The sequence below is a fragment of the Sorangium sp. So ce1014 genome (assembly GCF_051521505.1).
GTDB lineage: Bacteria > Myxococcota_A > Polyangia > Polyangiales > Polyangiaceae > Sorangium.
This window is the reverse complement of sequence record NZ_CP150356.1, coordinates 2,685,913-2,704,581: the sequence shown is the minus strand read 5'-3', so window position 1 is coordinate 2,704,581 and position 18,669 is coordinate 2,685,913. Positions and strand designations below refer to the sequence as shown.

15 protein-coding genes are annotated in these 18,669 nt (G+C 71.8%); 12 read left to right on the top strand and 3 right to left on the bottom strand.

Annotated features, from left to right (window positions below; translation table 11 throughout):
* The first annotated feature begins 37 nt into the window (after window positions 1–37).
* Window positions 38–382 carry a helix-turn-helix domain-containing protein gene (locus WME75_RS10405; RefSeq protein WP_437489267.1) on the top strand — a complete coding sequence of 115 codons (345 nt, stop codon included), beginning with the start codon at window positions 38–40 and terminating at the stop codon, window positions 380–382.
* A 42-nt stretch (window positions 383–424) separates the two neighbouring features.
* Here the strand turns inward: WME75_RS10405 and scpB are convergent, their stop codons facing one another.
* Both scpB and WME75_RS10395 read right to left on the bottom strand, forming a co-directional pair.
* Window positions 425–2,197: an SMC-Scp complex subunit ScpB gene (gene scpB / locus WME75_RS10400; protein WP_437489264.1), complete on the bottom strand. Its 1,773-nt coding sequence runs from the start codon at window positions 2,195–2,197 to the stop codon at window positions 425–427.
* The gene (locus WME75_RS10395) at window positions 2,184–3,665 is read right to left on the bottom strand and encodes a segregation/condensation protein A (protein ID WP_437489261.1); all 1,482 of its coding nucleotides are present in this window, start codon (window positions 3,663–3,665) and stop codon (window positions 2,184–2,186) included. The genes scpB and WME75_RS10395 overlap by 14 nt, the downstream gene beginning before the upstream one ends.
* A gap of 125 nt (window positions 3,666–3,790) precedes the next feature.
* Between WME75_RS10395 and WME75_RS10390 the strand changes: the two genes are divergently transcribed.
* The 4 genes from WME75_RS10390 to WME75_RS10375 all read left to right on the top strand — a co-directional run bounded on the left by WME75_RS10390 (window position 3,791) and on the right by WME75_RS10375 (window position 8,647).
* On the top strand, window positions 3,791–6,052 hold the full coding sequence (locus tag WME75_RS10390) for a protein kinase domain-containing protein (protein ID WP_437489258.1): 2,262 nt from the start codon (window positions 3,791–3,793) through the stop codon (window positions 6,050–6,052).
* A gap of 154 nt (window positions 6,053–6,206) precedes the next feature.
* Window positions 6,207–6,902 carry a hypothetical protein gene (locus tag WME75_RS10385; protein ID WP_437489256.1) on the top strand — a complete coding sequence of 232 codons (696 nt, stop codon included), beginning with the start codon at window positions 6,207–6,209 and terminating at the stop codon, window positions 6,900–6,902.
* Window positions 6,903–7,024: 122 nt separating this feature from the next.
* On the top strand, window positions 7,025–7,873 hold the full coding sequence (locus tag WME75_RS10380) for a MaoC/PaaZ C-terminal domain-containing protein (RefSeq protein WP_437489253.1): 849 nt from the start codon (window positions 7,025–7,027) through the stop codon (window positions 7,871–7,873).
* A 51-nt stretch (window positions 7,874–7,924) separates the two neighbouring features.
* Window positions 7,925–8,647, top strand: coding sequence for a peptidylprolyl isomerase (locus WME75_RS10375; RefSeq protein WP_437489250.1), 723 nt, complete (start codon window positions 7,925–7,927; stop codon window positions 8,645–8,647).
* 79 nt (window positions 8,648–8,726) lie between these two features.
* On the opposite strand, the gene WME75_RS10370 is transcribed toward WME75_RS10375, so the two are convergent.
* Complete coding sequence (locus WME75_RS10370; protein ID WP_437489247.1) at window positions 8,727–9,911, bottom strand: DUF6599 family protein; 1,185 nt, start codon at window positions 9,909–9,911, stop codon at window positions 8,727–8,729.
* Between WME75_RS10370 and WME75_RS10365 the strand changes: the two genes are divergently transcribed.
* The 7 genes from WME75_RS10365 to gcvT all read left to right on the top strand — a co-directional run bounded on the left by WME75_RS10365 (window position 9,884) and on the right by gcvT (window position 18,651).
* The gene (locus WME75_RS10365; protein WP_437489245.1) at window positions 9,884–10,717 is read left to right on the top strand and encodes a pilus assembly FimT family protein; all 834 of its coding nucleotides are present in this window, start codon (window positions 9,884–9,886) and stop codon (window positions 10,715–10,717) included. The two genes, WME75_RS10370 and WME75_RS10365, sit on opposite strands and share 28 nt — an antisense overlap.
* Complete coding sequence (locus WME75_RS10360; RefSeq protein WP_437489243.1) at window positions 10,714–11,325, top strand: type IV pilus modification PilV family protein; 612 nt, start codon at window positions 10,714–10,716, stop codon at window positions 11,323–11,325. Before WME75_RS10365 ends, WME75_RS10360 begins: the two co-directional genes overlap by 4 nt.
* Window positions 11,322–12,662, top strand: coding sequence for a PilW family protein (locus WME75_RS10355; protein WP_437489240.1), 1,341 nt, complete (start codon window positions 11,322–11,324; stop codon window positions 12,660–12,662). Before WME75_RS10360 ends, WME75_RS10355 begins: the two co-directional genes overlap by 4 nt.
* Before the next feature lie 50 nt (window positions 12,663–12,712).
* On the top strand, window positions 12,713–13,252 hold the full coding sequence (locus tag WME75_RS10350; protein WP_437489237.1) for a hypothetical protein: 540 nt from the start codon (window positions 12,713–12,715) through the stop codon (window positions 13,250–13,252).
* A gap of 16 nt (window positions 13,253–13,268) precedes the next feature.
* Window positions 13,269–16,883: a hypothetical protein gene (locus tag WME75_RS10345; protein ID WP_437489235.1), complete on the top strand. Its 3,615-nt coding sequence runs from the start codon at window positions 13,269–13,271 to the stop codon at window positions 16,881–16,883.
* Entirely contained in the window at window positions 16,880–17,425 is a 546-nt protein-coding gene (locus WME75_RS10340; RefSeq protein WP_437489232.1) for a hypothetical protein, read from the top strand. The genes WME75_RS10345 and WME75_RS10340 overlap by 4 nt, the downstream gene beginning before the upstream one ends.
* 104 nt (window positions 17,426–17,529) lie before the next feature.
* Window positions 17,530–18,651, top strand: coding sequence for a glycine cleavage system aminomethyltransferase GcvT (gene gcvT, locus WME75_RS10335; protein WP_437489229.1), 1,122 nt, complete (start codon window positions 17,530–17,532; stop codon window positions 18,649–18,651).
* The last annotated feature ends 18 nt before the right edge of the window (window positions 18,652–18,669 follow it).

Genomic DNA, 18,669 nt, shown 5'->3' with positions numbered 1-18,669 from the left:
ATCGCTTTTTTTTTCGAGGCCGCTACCCTCGCCTCGCATGGCCCCCGAGGACATCAAGAAGCTCCGGCAGGAGCTTGGCTGCACGGCCCGCGAGCTCGCCGGAGCGCTGGGCATCGAGCAGGAGACGGTGCTCGCCTGGGAGCACGGCGACCTCTTTCCAACGAAGCGCTTCGTCGGGAGGATGGAGGAGCTGCGGAGCAAAGGTCCGGAGGCGATCCCCCGCAAGAAGAGGAAGCAGGCGCCCGCCTCGCCGCTCCAGCTGCTCTCCGACCCCGAGCTCTGGCGGCTCTTCCGCAAGCTCCTCTCCCACCCCGAGCTGAGGAGCGCCGCGATAAAGCTGGCCGAAGCCTATCCGGACCCGACGGACGCTCCACCGTCGTGAGCGACGGGCCGATGCGCCTGAGGACCAGCAAGAGATGACGATTCAGTCGTCCTCGTCGTCCTCGTCGTCGTCGTCTTCGTCGTCGTCCTCTTCGTCCTCGTCGTCGTCCTCGGCGTCCTCGCCCTCTTCGTCCTTGTCTTCGGCGTCCTCGCCCTCTTCGTCCTTGTCTTCGGCGTCCTCGCCCTCTTCGTCCTTGTCTTCGGCGTCCTCGTCCTCGTCCTCGTCCTCGTCCTCGTCCTCGTCCTCGTCCTCGTCCTCGTCGTCGTCCTCGTCCTCGTCGTCGTCCTCGTCGTCGCCCTCTTCGTCGTCGCCCTCGTCGTCGTCGCCCTCGTCGTCGTCGCCCTCTTCGTCGCGCGACGCATCCTCCTCGACATCGTTGTCGTGCCGGACAGCGTCCTTCTCGCCAGCCCCGGCATCCGCCCCAGCGACCGAGCGCTCCTCACGCACGTCGTTTTCCATCGCTTCCATCGCGACATCTCCCTCCCGCGGCGCAGTAGGCGACACGCCGACGTCCTCCGGTAGCTCCTCCCCCGCGCTGGTGACGGTCGTCCGGATCGATCCCTCCGCGCCGGCGAAGCTCTCCTGTCCCGCTGTCGCCACCGCCACCTCCGGCGGCTCCTCCCCGAGCTCGCGCTCGTAGGTGCGGCGCGACTCGTCCGTCAGCTCGGTGAACTCGCGTAGCGTCGGCAGCTCGCCGAGCGCCTTGAGGCCGAAGAACTCGAGGAACTGCGCCGTCGTGCCGTACAGCATCGGGCGACCGGGCTCGTCCTTCTTGCCGAGGATCCTCACGAGCTCACGCTCCAGGAGCGACTTGAGCGCCGCACCGGAATCGACGCCGCGGATCTCATCGATCTCGGGCCGCGTGATCGGCTGCCGGTAAGCCACGATCGCGAGCGCCTCGGTCTGGGCGCGAGACATCTTGACCGGCTTCTGATCGGTCACCTCGCGAACGAAGGGCGCAAATGCAGGGCTCGTCCGGAAGACGTACCCTCCGGCGATCTCGTCCAGGCGGAACCCCCGCCCGTCGTACTCCGCGACGAGCTCGGCCAGCAGCTCGCGCACGACGCGGTGCTCTGCGTTCGCCGAGCGCGCGAGCTCGCGGGCCGGCACCGGTCGCTCCGCCACGAAGATGAGCGCCTCCAGCACTCCCTTCAGGTGCTTGCGCGCGACCGCAGAGAGACCGGGCGCAGGCGCCGAGGTCACGCTCCGGGCAGGAACATCGGTGCGGCGCGCCGGATGGCCGAGCTGGGCCCAGGCGCCGGCGCGGAGGCGAGCGGCCGGATCCTGTCGCACCCCCCTCGGCGCTCGCGGCTCCTTTTTCGCGCCCCTCGGCCGCTTCGTTCCGCCGAGCCACGCGTGCGCCGCCGCCCTCAGCCGTGCCGGCGTGCCCTGCGCGCCCGCTCTCCCCGGCGCGCCCTGCCCGGCCGTCTTCGGCGCCCGCGGCTCCTTTTTCGCGCCCCTCGGCCGCTTCGTTCCGCCGAGCCACGCGTGCGCCGCCGCCCTCAGCCGCGCCGGCGCGCCCTGCCCGGCCGTCTTCGGCGCCCGCGGCTCCTTTTTCGCGCCCCTCGGCCGCTTCGTTCCGCCGAGCCATGCGTGCGCCGCCGCCCTCAGCCCCGCCGGCGTGCCCTGCGCGCCGCCTCTCGCCGACGCGCCCTGGCCGGCCGTCTTCGGCGCCCGCGGCTCCCTTTTCGCGCCCCGCGACCGCTTCGTTCCGCCGAGCCACGCGTGCGCCGCCGCCCTCAGCTGCGCCGGCGCGCTCTGTCCTGTCGTCTTCGCCACACGCCGCCGCTTCGCCACGGCATCAGCCACCGTCACGGCCACTCCCTGCGTCCACCTCATCTACCTCGGTCGGCGGCGCTGCGGTGTCCTCCGAGGCCGGCAGGTCGCTCGGGTCCGCGAGCGCATCGCGCTCCGTCTGCTCCAGCGCGGGGCTGGCTTCTGCTTCCAGCGCGGGGCTGGCTTCTGCTTCCAGCGCGGGGCTGGCTTCTGCTTCCGTCGCAGGCTCGCCCCCTGCGATGTCGTGTGCACGACTCGCCTCCTCCGCCGGCCCGGCGAGCTCCGCCCCTGCCGGTTCGCCGCTCGACTCCTCGGCTGGCTCGGCCACCTCCGGCCACCCCGGTTCGCCGCTCGGTGCCTCCACAGCCTCCGCCGGCTCCGTTCCCGCCGGTTCCCCGCTCCTCGGCTCGATCGGCTCGACCCCCTCCGGCCATGCCGGCTCGCCGCCCTCCACCTCCGCGGGCTCCGCCACGCCGCCCTCGCCGGCAGCAGGCGGCGCTCCTGCCTCTTCCCCCCCGGCCGCCTCGATCCGCTCCACCGCCGGCGCCCCGTCCTCGATCTCGAAATCTACCGCAGGCGCGCCGTCTGCCGCCGAGAGCTGGATGTGGATCGGCGCCAGCGGGTCCGTCTGGTGGACCCGGATGAGCCTCAGCTTGCACATCTCGAGCACGGCCAGGAACGTGATGACCAGCTCGAAGCGCGGGATGACTCCCCCCTTCGACACGCTGTCGAGCAGCAGATCCTCGAAGCGCATCGACCGCCGCGCCGAGAGCTTCTCCGTGAGCTCCACCATGCGATCCGTGATGCTGATGCGATCGAAGACGACCTCGTGATCGATCTGGACGTTCGTCCGCTTCAGCACCCGCTCGAAGGCGTCCAGCAGGCTGAAGATCGGCGTCGACGTGAATGGAGCCGGGCCCTGGGGCACCTCGCTCTCGCTCATGCCACGCGTGAACACGTCGCGCCCCAGCGTGCCGCGCTCGCTCAGCTCGGACGCGGCGACCTTGTACTTCTGGTACTCCAGCAGCCGGCGGACGAGCTCCGCCCGCGGATCCTCCTCCTCGCCCGGCATCCCGTCGTCGTCCTGCCCCGCAGGCACGCTCGGCAGCAGCATCTTCGACTTGATGTGCACAAGCGTCGCCGCCATCACGAGATACTCGCTCGAAAGGTCGATCGACAGCGAGCCCATGACCTTCAGGTACTCGAGGTACTTTTCCGTGACGAAGCTCACGGGGATGTCGAGGATGTCGAGCTCGTGCTGCTGGATGAGGTGCAGCAGCAGGTCGAGCGGCCCCTCGAACGAGGGAAGCGTGACGACGTACTCGCCCTCCCGCGGCCCCGCGTCGGCCGCCGCCTCGCGGGCCTGCGAGGCGGCGTCGGCGGCCTGCGAGGCGGCGTCGCGGGCCGAGGCGGCTCCCTGGCGGGCGGCGGGCGCAGGGGTGGCGCCCGCGTTGCCGCGCCCTTTGCCGCTGCGCGCCCTGGCTGCGCCCGCCTTGGAACCGCTCACGCCGCGACCGTAATCGCAAGGCGCCGGTCGGTCCACGCCCGAGCGCCCCCGGGCGGCGCGACGCGCCAAAACGCGGCTCCGTGCGAGAATTTATGGCGGGAGCGGTGCTAGGATCAGCGCGGTCGATGAAGCCGTCCCCCGCGAAGAGCTGCCCCTCGTGCGGAGAACGCTACGACGCGGGCGTGCTCTATTGCCCGCTCGACGGCACCCCGCTCGCGAGCTCGCGCAAGAGCGCCTCGTTCAGCGCCGCCGAGCGCGACCCCTACGTGAGCCTCACGCTCGGCGGGCAGATCCAGATCCGCCACCTCATCGGCATCGGCTCGATGGGCCGCGTCTACCGCGCCTTCCAGGCAGGGATCGAGCGCGACGTGGCCGTGAAGGTCCTCCACCGCGAGCTCAGCAGCAACGCCGAGCTCGTGAGCCGCTTCCACTGCGAGGCCAAGATCGCGAGCCGGCTCGTCCACCCGAACGTCGTCCAGGTGCTCATGACCGGGAGCATCCCCGCCACGACCGACGCCCGGATCGGCGGCGAGCTCTACCTCGTCATGGAGCACCTCGACGGCCTCTCGCTGCTCTCCGCGCTCGCCGCCGCCGGGACCGCGGGCGAGAGCGAGGCGCTCCCGCTGCCGAGGGCGCTCCACATCCTCCTCCAGGTCTGCGACGCGGTCGGCGAGGCGCACGCGCAGGGCATCGTCCACCGGGATCTCAAGCCCGAGAACATCATGCTCGTCCGCCGCGGCGAGGACCCGGATTACGTGAAGGTGCTCGACTTCGGCATCGCCCGCCTCGACTGGGCCGACAAGGCGATGACCACCCAGGCCGGGCTCATCTTCGGCACCGCCAAGTACATCTCGCCCGAAGGCGCCGAGGGGCAGCGGGTCGGCCCGCCGGCGGACGTCTACTCCATCGCGACGATGCTCTACCAGTGCCTCGCCGGGCGCGCCCCGTTCGAGGGCGACTCCCCCGTCGCGCTGCTCGTCCAGCACACGCACGCCCCGCCGGCGGATCTGCGCAGCATCGCGCGCTCGAGCTACGTGCCCGCGCCCATCGCGCAGCTCGTGATGCAGAACCTCGCCAAGAAGCCCTCGGAGCGCGCCCCCGACGCGCGCGCCCTGGGCCGCGACCTCGCCCTCGCCGTGCGCGCGAGCGGCCTCGACCCCGACGAGATCGCCGCCCAGCCGGGGCTCCTGCGCGCCAGCGCGGTCATGAAGCTGGCCTCGAAGTCGCGCACCAAGTCGCTCGACCTCTCCCCCGCCCTCGCCGCCCAGATCGGAGGCATCCCCGCGCCCACGCTGGAGAGCGCCCACGTCGGCGACCTCGATCCGCTCCTCCCGGGGAGCGCGGCAGCGCTCTACGGAGACCCTCCGTCGCCTCGCCACGAGGAGGATCGGTCCTCCGTGAGCGACGCGGACCGCGCCTCGTCGCCCCGATCGAGCGGCGTCGCGCGCTCCTCCGTGAGCGACGCGGACCGCGCCTCGTCGCCCCGATCGAGCGGCGTCGCGCGCTCCTCCTTCGGCAGCGCGGCGGACTTCAGCAGCGCGGCGGACGAGCCCGCGCGGACGCCGGTCGGCCTCGGCATCGACCCCCTGCGCGACTCCGCGCCCGCCCCGTCGACCATGCAGGGCGTCGCGTCCGCGGCGCCGCCGCTCCCCCGCCGCGCGATGATCGCCCGCGCCACCGCCCTCCTCGCGTGCGCCGGCGCGGTGGGGTTCGTCGCGTTCCTCGGCGGGCGGCACCTCGGCGCCTTCGGGGGGCCGGCTGCGAGCGACTCCCTGGAAGGACACATCGAGCGCGCACGCGACTGCATGGGCAGGCACGCGTGGGACACCCCGCCCGGCGAGAACGTGAGGGACATCGTCTCGCAGGCGCTCGCGCGGTGGCCCAGGGACGCGCGGCTCGTCGAGCTCCGGCGCGAGTCGTCCGAGCGCATCGTCGCCGACGCCCTCGGGCGGAAGTACGCCGGGGACAGGGCCGGCGCCATCCGCCTGGCCAGGCTCGCGATCGAGCTGCACCCGGAGCTCACCACGGCCCAGCACCTCGTCGCCGAGCTCACGGACCGCCCGCCGGCCGCCGCCCCAGAGCCGCCCCCCCAGATCGCCCCGCAGAGCGCCGGGCGCCCGACCGCAGGCCCTGACCGCAGGCCGCCGCCGCGCCGGCCCCCGCCGGCCGAGGGCCGCGGCGCGCCCCCGGGCCAGCCGCCGGCGCCGGGTCCCCGGGGCGCGACGGCCTCGCCGCCGGCGCCGAAGGGCTCAGCCGCGCCCGCCACAACAGGCGCCGCCTCGCCGCCGGCCAGCGACACGCCCGCGCCGGTCTTGCCCCCCTCGCCGCCGCCGCTGCCCACCGACGCCACGTCGCCGCTCCCCTCGTCCACAGGTCCTTGGCTATAATTCAATGAAGGTGAATCCAGGCGGTTGGTACCCGAGATCGCGAGCGCCCACCCACGTCCGCGCTGGGGAGGGCGACCGAGCGGCACCGCCGCGCCGTGAGAGCGCCCGACCGAAGCGCGGCGCCGCGGGCGCAGCGTGCGGCGCCGCGCTCGCCGTGCTCCTGCTCGCGGCCCCGGGGCGCGCCGACGAGAGCAGGGCCGCCCGCCGCGCCGCCGCCGCGCGCGAGCGCGATCGCCCCTACACCATGGTGGAGGTGAGCGGCGGCGTGATGACGCTCCCGGGCGCCGACGTCTGCCCCGTCTCGCTGTTCCCCGACACGTGCGAGCAGGGCGAGACGAGCATCTCCTTCGGCATCCACAATCTCTTCCGCTGGGGCGACATCGGCTTCGGCGCGGGCATCTTCTGGGCGGCGACGCTGAGCACCGACGCCGCGCGCGGCGCGCGCAGCCTCGAGCGCGATCACTCGCGCCGCTACTTCATGCTCGATGGGGTGTTCCGCTACTACGCCCTCCGCACGCTCAAGTCGGAGTGGTGGGTCGGCGCGACGCTCGGCGGCGTCGTCGTCAACGACTCCTGGTCGGTCGAGGCCGATCGCAACCCCTACTCGGACACGGCCTACGTCGGCCCGAGGGCGGCGACGATCGGCACCGAAGGGGTCGCCGCGGGGCTCGCGATCGGCGGCGACTGGGCCTTCGCCGAGAACTGGAGCGTCGGGAGCCACCTCCGCTACTCGAGCTGGTTCCTCCCGGAGCAGCGCAAGGTCTCGCCGACCGGCGATCGCGCCTCGCTCTCCGAGCGCGTCGACATGTTCAACATCGGAGTCCTCATCGCGTACCGCGTGGCGCTCTGATCCCGCTGCCCGCCGCGATCCCCCGGCGGCCATGCCCGCGATCGCCCGGCGGCCGGCAGTTGACGCGACATCGCCAGGTCTGTACGCCTCCTCGGCCGTTCTCATCCAGCGAGGAGCCCCCGATGCCGCTGAATCTCTCGAAGGTCGGCCACACGACCCAGCCCAGCGCCTTCACCGTCAACTGGAAGACCCTGGCCACCTATGCGCTCGGCATCGGCGCCCGGCGCGAGGAGCTCGAGTACCTCTACGAGGGCGCGCCGGGAGGCATGAAGGTCTACCCCACGTTCGGCGTCATCCCCACGCAGAACGCCGTGTTCGAGGCGCTCGAGGTGGCCGGGGCCGAGCTGCCGCTCATCGTCCACGGCGGTCAGACGCTCCGCGTGCACCGGCCGCTCCCGACCAGCGGGACGCTGCTCACGACCGCCACCCTGACGGCCATCTACGATCTCAAGAAGTTCGCGCAGCTGATCGTCGCGACGAAGACGACGCTCGACGACGAGCCGCTCTTCGACACCGTGTGGTCGATCATCGCGCGCGGCGTCGGCGGCTTCGGCGGGCCGCGCCCGCCGCACAGCGAGTCGGAAGCCCCGGTGCCGAAGGACCGCGAGCCCGACTGGGTGGTCGAGCAGGCGACCGCGCCCGAACAGGCGCTGCTGTACCGGCTCTCGGGCGACGAGAACCCGCTCCACGCCGACCCGGAGGTCGCGGCCAAGGCGGGCTTCACGCAGGGCCCCATCCTGCACGGCCTCTGCACGTACGGCTTCGCGGCGCGCGCGATCATCCAGAAGGCGGCGGGCGGCGACGCGAGCCGGCTGCGGGCCTACGGCGCGCAGTTCCGCAAGCCGGTGTGGCCCGGCGACACCCTCATCACGCGGGGCTACGCGCTCGACGGCGGCAAGGTCGCGGTGGTCACCGCCGTCAAGGATCGCCCTGATCCCGTGCTCACGAGCGCGTGGGCGGAGATCGGCTGACGGCCGGCGCGGCCGCGTGCTAAGTGCCGAGGCCCGGATCAGGGAAGCGATATGAGCAAGAAGACCGAGAAGGACAGGGCCAAGGACGACGAGGACCTCGACGAGGACGAGTCGACCGACGAAAGCAACGACGACGGGGAGGAGGAAGAAACGAAGGCCACCGCGGTCCGCGGTCACGGCCACGCTCACGACGACGACGACGACGCGGAGGACGACGGCGTCGTCGCGGAAGATCCGTCCTGGTGGGCGCCGCACGCGGTGCTCAGCGCGCTCGTGCTGATCGGGCTCCTCGGCTTCTTCGGCATGTTCAACAAGACGCCGCTCTCTCGCCTCGCGGCCCCTGTCGCCCCGGAGCCGGACGATCACGCGCACGCGGTCGCCGCGTCTCCCTCGCCCGCGCCCGCGCAGGCGCAGCCCCGCCCGGCGCAGTCGGCGCAGGCGCCCCGGGAGATGTTCGGCGCGAAGCACCTGCTCGTGATGTACACGGGGAGCCGCCGTGCGCCCCCGACCGTCACGCGCACGAAGGACGAGGCGAAGGCCCGCGCGACCGAGGCCATGACGAAGGCCAAGGCCGACCCGAGCAAGTTCACGGACATCGTGAAGGAGTACTCGGACGAGCCGGGCGCCGACAGGCGCGGCGGCGACCTCGGCAAGTTCCCGAAGGGCGCGATGGTCCCGGAGTTCCAGGTGGGCCTCGAGAAGATCAAGGTCGGCCAGGTGAGCGAGCTCGTCGAGACGCCGTTCGGCTTCCACGTCATCCTCCGCACGCAGTGAGCGCGCGGCGCCCCGGCTCGCGGCGCCGAGAGCGCCGCAGGCCCCCGGGGCGCGCCGTTCTCCAACCGCGCCGCGGCGCTCAGCGCGCCGGCGCGGTGACGAACTTCTTCAGCCTCGCCGACTTCTCTTCCTTGGGCAGCGTCAGCTTGGCGTGCTCGTCGGCCGTCATGCCGCTGCGGAGCACGCGGGCCTCGTCGCCCACCCCGTAGACGGTCTTGTCGGCGCGGGCGAAGATCCACTCGGTGGCGGGGCCCTCGCCTTCCTTGTGCATGAGGCGCACCGAGCCGTCGCCGATGCCCTTCTCCCTGGCGGCGCCCGGCAGCTTCGCCAGCGTCGACAGCACGTCCTTGGCCTGATCGACGTCGTCGCGCACGATCGCGACCACCCGGTAGCGCTTGTCGACCTCCTTGTAGTAGCCGAACGCGCCGGGCCCCGCGCCGCCGATCCCGAGCACGTCCTTTGTCTCGTAGCGGATCCCGAGCGGGATCATGTTGTCCTTGGGGAGCGCCGCCGCCGCCGGCGGCAGCGACGGCTCGCCGGGCAGCTTCGAGCCCATCTCCTTCACGAGCCCGGGCAGGACCTTCTCGCTCGACGACTTGAGCGCCGCCTCGGCCAGCGCCTCGTCGTTGTACGTGATCTCGGCGAGGTACTGCCCGCGCCAGAGGTACGCGTTCCCGACCCCCATCGCGGCCGCGCCGCCGCCGTCGATCTGGCGCGGCGTCGCCTCGTCGGCGGGGTCACCGTCGCCCACGATGCGCTTCGTGAACATCCCGTAGGCGCCCTCGGTGGACCCGAACTTCGAGAGGTGCACATCGACGGTCGCCGTGCCCCCGGCGCCGCTCACGTACCGCGCCTCGACCACCCGCCGCACGCCGAATCCCTTGTAGATCTCGCACTCCCCGTCGAACATGTCGCAGATGCTGTCGAGCGGCAGGGGCGCCGATTCGCCGAACGTCTTCTCGGCGCCGTTCGGATCGAGGCAGAATCCGCCCGTCATGCGCGGGAAGAACGGCGCGCTCGCCGCGTCACCGATCGTCCCGCCTCCCCCGGCGCACGCCGCCGGCTTGGCGGCGGGCGGCGGAGGCGGCGGTGCGCCCATGGGCTCCTCCTTCTTGCTGCAGCCGGCAGACAGCGCCGCGGCGAGCGCGCCCGCGAGCAGCGCGCACCTCCCCGCGCGGAAGCGCCGGGGCCTGGCGCGGCACGCGACAGGCGCGCTGTGGGTGGACGGGACGCTCGATGAACACCTTTCCGGCGGGAATCGCATGGCCCGTTCGCCTTGCACCTTTTTTCATAGCGCCGCAATCGTTAGCGCCCGTCCCGGACCGCTTTGAGAGATTCGCCATGCAATTCAATGGTTTAGCGCGCACCGCGAAAGGCATGCGGCTTGCCTTTCCCGCACGTCTGGTGCGTCCTTTCTCCTATTCGCGACCTCCCCTTCGTGATCCCGATCGACCGCGGGCTTCGTCGCCCCGAGCGCGCGCGCGGCGCCGCCGCGATGCGCGTGGCTTCACCCTCCCGGAGCTGCTCGCGGTGGTCGTCCTCATCGGCATCCTGGCGGCCGCCGCGTCGCCGAGCTTCGTGAACGGCATGCGCGATCGCCGCGTGAACCGCACCGCGATGGAGATCAGCGGCATCTACCGGCTCGCCCGCTACCAGGCGATCGGGCGCGGGACGGCGGTGCTCGTGCGGTGGACGGCCTCCACCGGGGACTTCCAGGTGCGGCAGGCGCAGGTCCAGGGCACCGTCGCCGGCTCGCTGATCTCGCAGAGCTGCGGCAGCGTCGCCAACTGGATGGATCCGACGACGACCACCCCCGTCACGACGTTCGGCACCACGGGCATCGAGCTGGCCGCGGTGGAGCTCCGCGATCCCACCGCCCCCGCCGGCGCCGTGCAAGCGGAGGCCGACGTCTGCTTCACGCCGCGGGGGCGGACGTACGTCCGCTACAACTTCGGCGCGCAGTTCGTGCCGCTGCTCGGCGCGCTCCGGGTGAACGTGACCAACAGCGGGACCGGCCTCCTGCGCTCGGTCTTCGTCCCGCCGAACGGCGTCGCGAGGCTCGGCCTGTGAGCGCGGCGCACGCGAGGCGGGCGGCGAGCGGCGGCTACACGCTCATCGAGGTCATGGCGGCGCTCGGCGTGCTCGCGATCGGCGCCACCGGGGTGCTCGCGCTGCAGAAGGCGACGCTCATCAGCAACACGAACGCGCGCAACCTCGTGATCGCCAACAACATCGCCATGACCTGGGCGGAGCGGTTGCGGGTGGACGCGCTCCAGTGGAACGATCCCATGCGGGTCCCCGACCTTGACGGCGATACCGACTGGCTCCGGCTGACCAACGCCTCGCCGTTCCCGGCGAAGGTGACGCCCACGCCGGACATCGCGCTCGGGACGGCGCCGACCGCCGACGTGTTCGGGACCGACATCTTGGCGGGCGACACCACGTCGCAGCCCGCGTTCTGCACGCACGTCCGCCTCCGCCAGTTCAACGACTTCGCGACGAGTACGCGGATCTGGGAGAGCCTCATCCGCGCCGAGATCCGCGTCATCTGGGAGCGCAATGGAAACCCGATCGACTGCACGGTCCCCTCGATCGACGTCGATCAGGATCCGGGGCGCTTCGGCGCGGTCTACCTGACGACCGGCGTTCTCCGGAACACGAGCGAGGACCGACGATGACGACGAGCCGCCGCCTCTCCCCCGCGCGGGCGCGCGCTTCAGGACAGCGAGGCTTCACGCTCGTGGAGCTGATCGTGGCGATGGCCGCCGGCCTTGTCGTGTCGCTGGCGGCCTTCCTGCTCTCGAAGAACGCGACGCGCTTCTTCCAGAACGAGACGAGGGCCTCCGCGTCGCACCTCGCGGCGACGATCGGGCTGAACCGGCTCGCCGCGGACCTGCAGCGCGCCGCGTACCTCTCGACGCCCAACATCCGCGTCGATCCGGAGGTCTGCAGGGTCCCGGCCACGCCGCTCGGCCTGACGCGCCTCGCGGGCATCTCGATCCTTCGTCAAGGGTCGACGGTCCTCAACCCGACGGATCTCGGCCAGAGCGTGGCCAACGACATGTGGCCGGACTCCATCATCATCGGCGGCAGCTTGAGCAGCACCGAGCTCTTCGAGTTCAGGAATATCAGCGACGCCACGGGCAACCTGATCGTCGAGCTCAATCCGAACAGCGCCGCCGTGCAACGCACGCTCGCGCGAGCGAACGGCAGCGGGCAGGGTCTGCTCCAGATCTTTGCCCCCAACCGCATCCTGCGCGTCATGGTCCGAGGTCAGACCCAGTTCCAGTATGGAGTGATCGAGAGCGCCAACGTGCAGGGCAATCCGCCCACCCTCATCGCCATCACCCTCAAGTTGGATCCCGGCCTGCCGAGGCTGGAGGGGCTCGCTCGGTGCGGCGTGACCCCCGGCGGCAACACCGGCGACGGTGGATGGGTGAACGTCGTCAACCGCGTGCGCTACGAGATCCGGAGCCTCGTCGGCCAGGCGACGCCATACGCCCCTCTCGTGACGCCCATCGCGCCGGAGCAGACCGGCGACAACGGCCGCACCGAGCTCGTACGGGTCGAGCTCGACGATGAAGATGAGCCGATCCTGGAGACGCTCGAGCTCATCGCCGAGTACGCCGTCGATCTCAAGTTCGGGATCTCCACCGCGGTAGAGGGTGGTGTTCCGGGCGTGACAAATCCTGCCATCCAGCGGTTTCCGATCACCGCGACCGACAACGCGACCGTGTACGGCATCGCCGCCGAGAACAGCCAGTTAGGGGCCTTGCCGCAGCGCGTGCGGTCGGTCCAGGTCCGGCTCTCGACCCGCACCCGGGCGCCCGATCGCGACGTCGACCTCCCCGGGGGCCCCGACGGCCGCAGGCGCAGATTCCTGATCCCTGGCATCGTCGCCGGCGTCGAAAATCTGTCGAGCCCGGTGCCTGCTGGAGCCCCGCCGGTGTTCGCCCGGATGCGCACGCTCTACGCCGACATCGCGCTCCCGAACCAGGCCTACGTCCCATGGTAAGCGCAAGCATCGCCCGGTCCCGCAGGCGCTCCCGCGAGCGGGGCGCCGCCGTGTTCATCGTCGTGCTGGTCATCACGATGCTCACCGCCATCGGACTGTTCGCGGCCCACGCCGCCACGCTGTCGACCATCGCCAGCGGCCATGAGCGCCGGATGACGCAGACGCATTACCTCACCGAATATGCGATGCTGCTCGCGATCGCCGAGATCGAGCGACAGGGCGGCCTGGACGGGATGCCCAGCTCGGCCACCTGCTCGGTCATCACCGACGAATGCTGGTCGCTCCTGCCGCACACCTTCAACGCGGCGGAAGACCTCGTGGAGCCGCCCGCGCCCGATTCACCGGGGAGCCTCGGTCGCGCCGCCGTCCAGTGGATCGCCAAGGTGGAGATCACCGACAAGATCAAGCCCGCGATAGGAAATCGCGCCGGCAGCGACCAGGGTGGTCCGAACGCTGTGAACGCCGATTACTGCACGGTCACCATGAGCGCGCGGCTCATCGCCTGGCCCGGCGACCCGGCCCTGGCCCTGGCCGCCGAGGGCAGCCAGGAATCCATGTCCGTCGTTGCCGATGTCCTCTGCTCGAAGTGACGAACCGGAGCGCACGATGCGAAACCTGACGAAGGTCCTTGTCACGATGGGCTCCGCGGCGGCGGTCGGCCTCCTCGCCGCACGCGCGCGCGCGCAGGCCGTCGATGTCGAGCCACCGCTGCCGAACGTCCTCTTGCTCGTCGACACGTCGGGCTCGATGGAGAAGACGGTGGCGGGCGGAGAGCCGGACTGCAACCCGCTCACGCCCCCCGCCTCGGAGGACCTGAAGAGCCGCTGGACGAAGCTCGTCGAGTCGCTCACCGGCCCGATCCAGGACTTCTCGTGCTACGCGCAGCCCCGCACCCAGTCCGAGTTCATCGACGAGTTCAGCATCGACTCGGAGCCGCCGTACGACGCGAACTACTATATCCCCTTCCATCGCCTGCTCTCCAACGGCTGCACGCCTGGGCCCGGGTCGACCTACGGCAGCGTGGGATGGCACAGGTACGACGATGCGGCCCAGGCCTGCGCGTGGCCCGCGCAGGGGCCCGGCCTGCTGGACGTTTACCGGGACCGGATCCGGTTCTCGCTCATGACGTTCGACACGCTCCCCAACGCGGGCACCGGGCTCGCCGGCAGCGTGCCCAACGCCGCGACCGGCATGCGGGGGATGTGGAGCTACTTCCTCGGGTTCGAGAGCGGCGCAGGCTACCCGGCGCGGGGCAACCCGCCCGACTGCGCCGTCGAGGACGTGGAGGTCGGCGCCAGGAACCCGGCCGCGCCGCTCTGGGAGGGGCCGCTCATCCCCTTCCCGACCTATACCGCCGACATCACCGAGGTGCGCACGCGGAACGATCGCATCCAGAACGCGCTCATCGCCACGCGCCCGTACGGCGCCACGCCGCTCGCGGGGATGCTGTCCGACGCGCGCGACTACGTCCTCAACGAGACCTCGATCTGGGAAGGCCAGCCGCTCGGGCCGCGCGACGATCCGTACATCAGCGGCGGCTGCCGCAAGACCTCGGTCGTGCTCATCTCCGACGGCGAGCCGAACCTCGATCTGCGCCCGACCTGCGCTTCGGGCCCGGGCCCCGGCCCGGAAGGGACGGGCTGCCCCTACGAGGAGCCGCACGTCATCGCGCACGCGCTCAACACCCACGTGAACCAGAACCGGCGCGTGCCGACCTATACCGTCGGGTTCGGCCTCTCCACGGAGGCGGGCACCGACTGCTCGGCGATCTCCTCGTCCGATTTTCTGACCGGCGGGCTCTGCGACAGCGCGACCGGCGCGCTCAAGGCGTGCTGCACGCTCTCGCGCATCGCCATCGAGGGCGGGACCGATCGCGGCTACTTCCCGGACGACGCCAACGAGCTGTCCGCCGTGATGTCGCAGATCTTCGCGCGCATCGCCGCGAACTCGACGAGCCGCACCCTCCCCGTCTTCGCCACGGCGGCCAGGACCTCGGACAACGACAGCGACGCGGGGGTCGCCTACCAGTTCGGCGCCTCGTTCAGCCCGCCGCCGGACGGCTCGCTCTGGAGCGGCAACCTCGAGCGCAAGCGCTTCGTCTGCGAGTCGGTGCTCGGCGTGATGACGACGAAGCTGGAGGACTTCGACCCCAGCAAGGGCGACGACTTCGCGGCCAACGTCAGCTCGAACGATCGGCCGCGGAGGTTCTTCAGCGTGATCGGCGACCTCGACGCCGCGACGCAGGAAATCTGGTCGCAGCGGAGCATCCGCCCCGCGGCCGCGCCCGCCAACGAGGACGGGCTCAGCGACTACACGGGCACGGTGACCGACGGCGGCGCACCGGCGACCGCAGCGACGTTCGCGAGCGAGCTCCGCAACGCGCCGCGCGCGCTCAACCTCGATCCCAGCGCCGCCGTCCCCCCGCAGTGCTCGGGCGGGCTGCTGGAGAACACCGCCGATAGCTGCGCCGAGCGCCTCATCGAGTGGGAGATCGGCGAGCCGATGCCCGCGAACGTCGCCTCCCGCGATGGCAACGAGCTCGGCAGCATCTACCACTCCACCCCCGTCGTCGTGGGGCCGCCGCGCGACTACATCCCCGATGATTCGTACAGGCTCTTCGCGGAGCAGCCCGCCCAGGCGAACCGGCCGCTCGTGCTCTACACCGCCACGACCGACGGGCAGCTGCACGCCTTCCAGGTGACGGCGGCGACCGCGACCGACACGCTCAAGGTGGACCGGGTCCAGAACAACGAGCTCTGGTCCTTCCTGCCGCCCTACGTCCTGCCCCGGCTCCTCCAGACGTTCAACCAGCAATCGATCCTGCTCGACGGCGCGCCCGTCGTGAAGAACGTCGTCTTCGAGCGCACGCCGGCGCAGATCAGCGGCGCCAGCGCGACGTGGAACACGGTGCTGCTCGCCGGCGGCGGCCTCGGCGGCGGCTTCTACTACGCGCTCGACGTGACGAACCCCCACCAGCCGCGGTTCCTCTGGCAGCTCTCCACCGACCGCGCCGGCAACGCGCTGTTCGGCGAGACGACCCCGACGCCGGCCATCGGCATGGTCGAGATGGAATCCGACGGCGTGATCCGGGAGATCGCGGTCGCCATCCTGCCCGGCGGCTCCGCCCCGCTCGACACGAGCCAGCCCGCGTGCCCCCGGCAGAGCACGACGTACCCGCTCTTCTATCCGACCGGCGACCTGACGGTCCGCGACTCGGTCCGGTGCTGGGGCGGCGCGGGCAGCGGCAACCCCGTTGGCCCGGCGCGCTCGCTCACGATCGTCCGGCTCGACACCGGCGAGGTGATCCGCACGTTCCGGGGCCACACCGACGAGGCGCCGACCTTGAACTCGTCGCGGCTCCAGGTTGTCGACTTCGACTCGCCGATCACCGGCATCCCGGTGCCGTTCCCTGCGGGGGTCGGCGAGGTCGCCGAGCGCATCTACGTCGGGGACGCCGACGGGACGCTCTGGCGCGTCAGCCTGTCGAGCACGAACCCGCACGACTGGAACGTGTCCCTCGCCTGGGACGCGTACTCGATCGCGGGCGACACCGCGGCGAGCAGCCAGCCGATCGAGACGACGCCGGTCGTGACCACCGATCCGCTCGGCAACACGGTCATCCTGTTCTCCACCGGCGATCAGGAGGCGTTCACGGCGGGCGGCGGCATCGAGACGCGGGTCTGGTCGATCACCGAGAAGCCGCACAACACGACCCTGCGCTTCACCGAGAACTGGGTCGTGCCCTTCACGAACGGCAAGCGCGTGACCGGGCCCATCTCCCTCTTCAACGGCTGCGCGTACTTCGCGACGTTCACGCCCGCGGCGCCCGGGACCTACGCGTGCGCCGACGGGCGCGGCTCGATCTGGGGCGTCGACTACCTGCTCGACACCGAGGAGGAGGGAACCCCGAACCCCTGCCTCGTCGTCGATCCGCTCGCGCCCCTCGAACACGAAGAGCTTCAGGATCCGGGCACGGTCGTCTTCGGCGTCGCCGTGACCCAGAAGCCGACCTGCGTGGACACGGAGGAGTACAACGATCCGTACTTCGGCGTGCAGACGATCAGCACGCAGTCCAGCCCGCCCGAGTTCCAGCTCGTGTTCCACACCGGCGCCGCGGGCCAGCAGGACGCCCAGGGGGGCGAGACGCGCACGAGCACGAAGACGCTGCAGCCGCCGCGCAAGGTCGTTAAGATCGACTCGTGGGCGACCCTCGTCGAATGAAGCGCGGCGTCCTGTCGCGCGCCGCCGTGGCGCTCGCCGCGGCGTTCGCGTGCGCGTCGGCCGCGCTCGGCTGCCGCAGCGACGCGGGCGCGCCGGCGCCGCCGCCGCCGCCGCCGAGCGAGGCCGCGGCGCCGAGGCCGCCGGTCGATCAGGCGCTGCCGGGCGAGCTCGCCGAGGGCGTCGAGCAGGCGTTCGGCCTGCCCATCCCGCGGCGCATGAAGGTGCGCGCGCGCTTCTCCGACGCCGTCTTCGCGGTCGGGGAAATCCCGGCCGAGCGGGTGGCCAATTACGTGCGCACGCGCGTGCTCGCCGGCAACGTCGAGACCGGGCCGGCGAAGACGATCTTCTCGCGCGCGACGGTGAAGAGCGCGCCGCACCGGAGGATCCGCATCGAGGTCGTCTCGCGCGCGCACGTCTCGGAGCTCGTCGTCCGCGACGAGACCCGACCGCCTGCGGAGCGGGGGCTGTCCGTCGAGGAGCGCTGGCGTCGCAACGGGCTCACGCCGGACGGCAAGGTGCTCGATCCCACCCGCCTCGAGTGAGCGCGGCACCGGCGCGGCGTCGGCCGCGGCGGCCTCGGCATGGCGCGCCGCGGGGGGCCGCCGCGCCGGTCGACATCCCCGACCTTTCGAAGTAGATCGCGCCCGTGTCGACCAAGCCGCTCCCCACCGCTCCGCTCCGCAGGACCCCGCTCTACGACGAGCACATCAAGCTCGGCGGCCGCATGGTCCCGTTCGCCGGCTGGGAGATGCCGGTCCAGTACAAGGGCGTGACCGAGGAGCACCGGGCGGTGCGCACCGCCGCCGGGCTCTTCGACGTCTCGCACATGGGCGAGGTGATCCTGAGCGGCGAGCACGCCGGGCAGGTCGTCGACTACCTCGTCACGAACGACGTCAAGAAGCTGGAGGACGGCCAGGCGCTCTACACGTGCGTGTGCAACGAGGCCGGCACGATCCTCGACGATCTCATCGTTTACCGGATCGACGCGCGGCAGTGGCTCATCGTCTGCAACGCGTCGAACCGCGACAAGATCGCGGCCCACTTCCGGAGCGCGGCGCAGGGCCACTGCAGCTTCGAGGACGCGTCGGACCGCACGGCGATGATGGCGCTCCAGGGGCCGAAGGCGCTCGACATCGTCGCGCTCGCGGGCGGCGACGGCCCGGCGCTGCGCGAGCTGCCGCCGTTCCACTTCCGCGACGCGACGCTCGCCAACGTCCGCTGCACCGTGGCCCGCACCGGCTACACCGGCGAGGACGGCATCGAGATCTTCTGCTCCCCGTCCGACGCGCAGCGGCTCTGGCGCGCGCTTGTCGAGCTCGGCGGCCCGCTCGGCCTCGAGGCGACGGGCCTCGGCGCGCGCGACACGCTCCGCCTGGAGGCGCGCCTGTCGCTGTACGGCAACGACATCGACGAGACGACGAACCCGATCGAGGCGGCCCTCGGCTGGGTGGTGAAGCTCGACAAGGGCGACTTCGTCGGGCGCGCCGCGCTCCAGCGCATCAAGGAGGAGGGGCCCGCGCGCAAGCTGATCGGCTTCGAGATGGTGGGGCGCGGCATCGCGCGCCACGGCTATCCGCTGCTCGACGCCGGCGGCGCGAAGGTCGGCGTCTGCACGAGCGGTAGCCCGGGGCCGACCGTCGGCAAGAGCATCGGGCTCGGCTACCTGCCGGTGTCGATGGCCAAGGTCGGGACCGCGTTCCAGGTCGACTGCCGCGGGCGCACGGTCGAGGCGGTCGTGGTCAAGACTCCGTTCTACAAGCGGGCCTGACGCGCGGCTGCGCGGGCG

Coding starts and splice junctions, on each gene's coding strand:
- WME75_RS10340 (WP_437489232.1), top strand. CDS start 16,880: ATGAAGCGCGGCGTCCTGTCGCGCGCCGCCGTGGCGCTCGCCGCGGCG.
- WME75_RS10345 (WP_437489235.1), top strand. CDS start 13,269: ATGCGAAACCTGACGAAGGTCCTTGTCACGATGGGCTCCGCGGCGGCG.
- WME75_RS10375 (WP_437489250.1), top strand. CDS start 7,925: ATGAGCAAGAAGACCGAGAAGGACAGGGCCAAGGACGACGAGGACCTC.
- WME75_RS10380 (WP_437489253.1), top strand. CDS start 7,025: ATGCCGCTGAATCTCTCGAAGGTCGGCCACACGACCCAGCCCAGCGCC.
- WME75_RS10370 (WP_437489247.1), bottom strand. CDS start 9,911: ATGCGATTCCCGCCGGAAAGGTGTTCATCGAGCGTCCCGTCCACCCAC.
- WME75_RS10365 (WP_437489245.1), top strand. CDS start 9,884: ATGAACACCTTTCCGGCGGGAATCGCATGGCCCGTTCGCCTTGCACCT.
- WME75_RS10405 (WP_437489267.1), top strand. CDS start 38: ATGGCCCCCGAGGACATCAAGAAGCTCCGGCAGGAGCTTGGCTGCACG.
- WME75_RS10355 (WP_437489240.1), top strand. CDS start 11,322: ATGACGACGAGCCGCCGCCTCTCCCCCGCGCGGGCGCGCGCTTCAGGA.
- WME75_RS10390 (WP_437489258.1), top strand. CDS start 3,791: ATGAAGCCGTCCCCCGCGAAGAGCTGCCCCTCGTGCGGAGAACGCTAC.